Below are 4,982 nucleotides of genomic sequence, written 5' to 3'. Positions count from 1 at the left end.
TCGGGGCGGGGCGGCCGCAGTGGTGGCGGCCCGCCTCTCCCTTACTGCTGAACATCCACCAGGCGTCACGAGTCTGACCTTCGTACTCTCCGTGCCCGAGGTGGACCCCACGAGCCGCTACGAAGTTCGCGTCCACGCCGACCTCGACGGAGACGGCCGCATCAGTCGGGGCGACCAGATCTCCACGGTAAGCACCCCGATCCTGACCGGAGGCCACCCCCGCAACGTGACGATTCGCCTCTCCTGCGTGCAATGACTTCGTGGTCGGCCTGAGCTTCACCTGGGAACGCATGACATATGCAGAAATCATGCACGAGCGACCTGACCGCTGAAGCGCAGTAACGGAGTGGTAACGCTCAGGATGGGGAAATAGGTAGTGGCACCATTCTGTCCGCCCGCGTCGGTCGAACGACGGGAGTGAGGCATTGGAAGGAGGCGCGGACGTTGAGCAGAACTCCGGGAGGCCCCGACAACGCGCAGCGCAGGCGCCTGATGAACACATCCGAATCGGAAAGACTACGGGCCGCACCACGTAGGGGGGCAACTACAACCGCGAAGGGGGCAGATCTCAGCCACTCGCTGTTGCAGTGGTTTGCCATTATCGCGCCCCTGACCACCGTCGCCACTGCTTTGTCATTCTGGTTCGGCTGGACGATGACGGCGACGCGGACCGCTTATTTCGGCATCGATCAGAGCATTCTGGAGTACTCGACAGTCGATTACCTCCTGCGAAGCGCCGATGCGATAATCGTCCCAGCGATATTGATCCTGCTGGTAGGTGTTGTCTGTATCGGAGTGTACGCCGTGACGGCGAGCATGATCAGGCGGCTGACTGGTCTCGTCCCTTTGAGGATCGGCGCATGGCTACTCCTCCTGGTGGGAACCGTTGTCACATTGCTCGCAGTCTGGTCCATCTTCGAAGAACCACCCTTCGCCACTTTCTTCCTGTTCGAGCCCGCGGTCCTGGGCGGCGGAATCGGGCTTTGCGCTTACGGTTTCTGGGTGCTGCGCTGTCTGTCTGCGCTGAACAATCGAGAAACCAGGCACTTACCCGTGTGGGAGAAGCTCGGCTATGTGTCCGTAGTTCTCCTGGTGGTCGTGGCCCTCTTCTGGGCGTGCTCCTTATATGCAGGAGCGCTGGGTACCGGCCGATCCAGGGAGTACGCCCGAGATTTGTACCAGCGTCCCTCGGTCACTGTTTACAGCTCTCAGTCCCTGGCCATAGGAAGCCCCGTGAAAGAAGAGGTCATATCTTCTCCGGACGGAAAGTATCGTTTCAAATATACGGGACTGAAATTTGTCACCCTGAGTGCGGGCAAGTACTTCCTTCTGCCGGCAGGCTGGTCGAGAACGTCTGGTGTTGCGATAATCCTGGACGACGACGCCGAGAATCGAATCGAATTCAACCCGGGAGGTGGCTAGTCCGATGGAGCCACGGTCGATCGCGAAGTCGGCGGCATTATTCTTGTGCATCGTGATTGTCGGCGCCTGCGCACCGGAACCGGAAGTCGAGGCTACCGGAACCGATGGTCCCGAGGGTGTCGTGAACCGTGTGAGGATCGGGGAGAGCAGCTGGGTGGTCGACTTCGATGATGGCGGGCCCGTCGCGGAAGCTGGGGCAGTCGAGTCCATCGAGATAAGCAATGACAGCAGTCAGGACATAGTCCCTGACGTAGGTCTGAGTGGGAACGTGTCGTTCATCTTGATCTCGGATGAATGTCTCGAGGTTCTGAAACCAGGAGATTCCTGCATAGTGCGCGGGCAGTGGGTGGAAGATAGCGTGCGACAGGCAAGCGTGGTTGTTACTGCGTCCACACAGGACGGGGATGCGGAACCGGTAACAAGAAGCATCTCGGTGCCGCTTGAGGCGAACGCCGATAGTCCCTCCGACAAGACAGTCCCACCTTCGCCGTCCACAACTCTCGATCCGTCGCCTTCACCAACGCCGCCCACGACTCTCGATCCGTCGCCTTCACCGACGCCGCCCACAACTCTCCAGCCGTCGCCGCCTACACCGTCCGGGCCGCCGGCGTCCTCGTCGACAGGGCTCCCTCCGCAGCCTGTTCCTGCGGACCCGAGCCCGACTGTCCAAGCGCCACCTATCACCTCGACTCCCAGCAACTGACCTGGCGTCGGGGATGTTGATCCCCCGACACCGCGGGCGCCCTGCGTGACCGCATCAGCCCGGGGCGGCGCCGGCAACGCCGCACAGGTACCGTCGCCGCGCTGCGTCGCCGTCCGCCTGCGCCCTCAGTGCCGGACTTCCCGGGCGGCCAACTCCTTGAGGAGGTCGCGCATCTCGGTGAGCAGCGCCGTGTCGACGGGCAGGGGCTCCTCCGCGGGTTCCTCGGGTGCTGCGAGCGCGCGCAGGCGGGCGGTCGCCCGGTTCATCGGCATCACGAAGAGGAAGTAGACCACGGCTGCGGTGATGAGGAAGGTGACCGCGGCCGTGATGACGGCTCCGATGTCGACGAAGGTGGCGTCGTTCCCCGGGCGGATCCGGAAGCCGAGGCCGACGTCGACCCCGCCCGCGGATGCGATGACCGGCTGGATGATGTTCGCCGTGAACGCGCCGACGAGCGCGGTGAAGGCACTGCCGATCACCACCGCGATCGCCAGTTCGATGACGTTCCCGCGCAGGATGAAGTCCCTGAAACCCTTGATCACGTGATCGTCCCTCTGGTCGGTGGTTCTGCCGGATGTGGCTGTACGGCCCACTCTAGTAAGGCGTCCGGGACCACCCGGCATCATGCCTACTCCTGGGAGGCGCCGGCTCCGCGTCCCGAGACGATCAGGTCGACGACGTCGAGCAGTTCGGCGATCTCCTCGGGCCTCGTCCGCCCGGAGCCCGCCGAGGCGAAGAAGGCGGCATCGTAGTAGAGCCCGTCGCCGAGCAGTTTGACGGCGCGCGCCGTCGTGCGGTCACCGAGCTGCGCCTCGAGGGCGTCCAGCCATCGCTCCTGGATCTCGGCGAGCGAGGCCTTCGCCGTCGGATGGCCCTGCTGCGCGAGGCGGGCCATCGAGACGAGGGCGCGGTCCAGGGCGCTGTCCTCGAAGACGGAGGTCCTGACGTAGTAGCGTGCCGCTCCGTCCGGGGCCGAGGCCATGGACTCCCGGTCCCGGTCGGCGAGGCCGCGGAGCCGGTCGGCAAGGCCCTCCACCAAGGCTTCCTTGGAGGGGAAGTGGTACAGGAGGCCGCCCTTGGAGACGTCGGCGGCGGCGGCGACCGCCTCCATGGTGGCGGCCCGTTCGCCGTCACGGATCAGCGCGTTCTCGAAGCTGTCGAGGATGCGCTCGCGGGAAGTTGACACCCCACGATGATACCGGTCACTTTTATTGTACTGTACCGGCTGGACGGTATAGCTTAGAGGGATGACAACACCCTCCCCCTCCGCACGTGTGTCCGAGGTGAACCCGCGTGCCGTTCCCTCCTCCCCCGTATCCCTTGCCGGCCGCCGCGAATGGTTCGCCCTTGCCGTGCTGATGCTGCCGGTGCTGCTGGTCTCGGTCGACAACACCGTGCTGAGCTTCGCGCTGCCCGAGATCTCCCGCCACTTCGCGACGAGCGGCACGACACTCCTCTGGATCGTCGACAGCTACCCCCTCGTCCTGGCGGGACTGCTCGTGGCAATGGGCAGCTTCGGCGACCGCTTCGGCCGGCGCCGGCTGCTCATGATCGGAGCGGCCGGCTTCGCCCTCTTCTCCGTCATGGCCGCCTTCGCACCGACCGCCGGATTCCTCGTCGCGGCACGCGTGGGCCTCGGCGTCTTCGGCGCCATGCTCATGCCCTCGACCCTCTCGCTGATCCGCAACATCTTCGCGGATCGCAACCAGCGGCGCGTCGCCATCGCCGTCTGGGCCGCCGGGTTCTCGGCCGGCGCGGCCCTCGGCCCGCTGCTCGGCGGCGCCCTGCTCGAGCACTTCTGGTGGGGCTCCGTGTTCCTCCTCGCCGTGCCCGTGCTCGTGCTCATGCTCGCGCTGACCCCGGCCGTGGTGCCCGAATCCAGGGACGCCGCCCCGGGACGCGTGGACTACGCCGGCATCGTCCTGTCCATCGCGACCATGCTGCCGGTCGTCTACGCCATCAAGAACCTCGCGAAGGGCGGACCGCTGCTCGTCTCGGTGACGGCCGCGTTCATCGGCCTCGCCGCCGGCACGGCGTTCGTGGTGCGCCAGCTGCGGCGTCGCGATCCCATGCTCGACGTCCGCCTGTTCAGGGTCCGCGCCTTCACCGGGGCCGTCCTGGTCAACCTGCTCGCGATCTTCTCACTCGTCGGCTTCCTGTTCTTCGTCTCGCAGCACCTGCAGCTGGTCCTCGGGTACAGCCCCCTCGATGCCGGGCTCGTCCTGCTGCCGGGCCTCGTGGTGACGATCATCGCCGGCCTCGCCGTCGTGCCGCTCGCCCGCAGGCTGCCCCCGCACGCCGTGGTCCCGGTGGCACTGCTCTTCTCGGCGGCCGCCTACTCGATGATCGCCCTGCTGGGTGAGGGCGGCTCGGCAGGCTTCCTGATGATCGCCTTCGTCATCCTCGGCATCGGCGTGGGCGCGTCGGAGACGGTCTCGAACGACCTCATCCTGTCCTCGGTGCCCGCCGCGAAGGCGGGTGCGGCGTCCGCCGTCTCGGAGACCGCCTACGAGGTGGGCTCGGTCCTCGGCACGGCCGTGCTCGGCAGTATCCTGCTCGCGTCCTACCAGCAGAACCTGCGGCTCCCTGCGGGCCTCAGCTCGACGCAGGCGGACACGTCCACCGAGACCCTCGGCGGCGCCGTCGAGGTGGCGACGCAGCTCGGCCCCACGAGCGCGTCCCTGCTCCGGGACTCGGCCTTCTCCGCTTTCGACAGCGGCGTCACGGTGACCTCCGGGATCGCTGCCCTCCTCATGGTCGGGGCAGCGGTCCTCGCGGCGTGGAGCCTGCGCGGCGAGGCCAGGGCCGCGGCGGTCGAGGCCCGCCCGTAGGACGACGGCGGCGGCGCCGGTGCTTC

At 66.4% G+C, this 4,982-nt stretch carries 5 protein-coding genes; 3 read left to right on the top strand and 2 right to left on the bottom strand.

The features are described from left to right. Together CVO76_RS15165 and CVO76_RS15160 are read left to right on the top strand one after the other, a co-directional pair. A partial coding sequence (locus tag CVO76_RS15165; RefSeq protein WP_208739986.1) for a hypothetical protein occupies window positions 1–256 on the top strand: 256 nt, incomplete at its 5' end. 236 nt (window positions 257–492) lie between these two features. Further along, window positions 493–1,422 carry a hypothetical protein gene (locus CVO76_RS15160; RefSeq protein ID WP_208739985.1) on the top strand — a complete coding sequence of 310 codons (930 nt, stop codon included), beginning with the start codon at window positions 493–495 and terminating at the stop codon, window positions 1,420–1,422. An 828-nt stretch (window positions 1,423–2,250) separates the two neighbouring features. On the opposite strand, the gene mscL is transcribed toward CVO76_RS15160, so the two are convergent. Both mscL and CVO76_RS17535 read right to left on the bottom strand, forming a co-directional pair. Further along, window positions 2,251–2,667, bottom strand: coding sequence for a large conductance mechanosensitive channel protein MscL (gene mscL, locus CVO76_RS15155; RefSeq protein WP_208739984.1), 417 nt, complete (start codon window positions 2,665–2,667; stop codon window positions 2,251–2,253). An 86-nt stretch (window positions 2,668–2,753) separates the two neighbouring features. Beyond that, window positions 2,754–3,311 carry a TetR/AcrR family transcriptional regulator gene (locus tag CVO76_RS17535; RefSeq protein WP_208739983.1) on the bottom strand — a complete coding sequence of 186 codons (558 nt, stop codon included), beginning with the start codon at window positions 3,309–3,311 and terminating at the stop codon, window positions 2,754–2,756. Window positions 3,312–3,372: 61 nt separating this feature from the next. On the opposite strand from CVO76_RS17535, the gene CVO76_RS15145 reads away from it, so the two are divergent. Beyond that, the gene (locus CVO76_RS15145) at window positions 3,373–4,956 is read left to right on the top strand and encodes an MFS transporter (RefSeq protein ID WP_208739982.1); all 1,584 of its coding nucleotides are present in this window, start codon (window positions 3,373–3,375) and stop codon (window positions 4,954–4,956) included. Window positions 4,957–4,982 lie beyond the last annotated feature (26 nt).

The organism is Arthrobacter agilis (assembly GCF_002953615.1).
In the GTDB taxonomy this organism is placed as follows: Bacteria; Actinomycetota; Actinomycetes; order Actinomycetales; family Micrococcaceae; genus Arthrobacter_D; species Arthrobacter_D agilis_B.
Note: the sequence above shows the minus strand (reverse complement) of the source record. Positions and strands in the feature narration are given on the sequence as shown.

What these genes read in the sequence shown, in the direction of transcription:
- CVO76_RS15160 (WP_208739985.1), top strand. Translation starts at nt 493, where the DNA reads ATGAACACATCCGAATCGGAAAGACTACGGGCCGCACCACGTAGGGGG.
- CVO76_RS15145 (WP_208739982.1), top strand. Translation starts at nt 3,373, where the DNA reads ATGACAACACCCTCCCCCTCCGCACGTGTGTCCGAGGTGAACCCGCGT.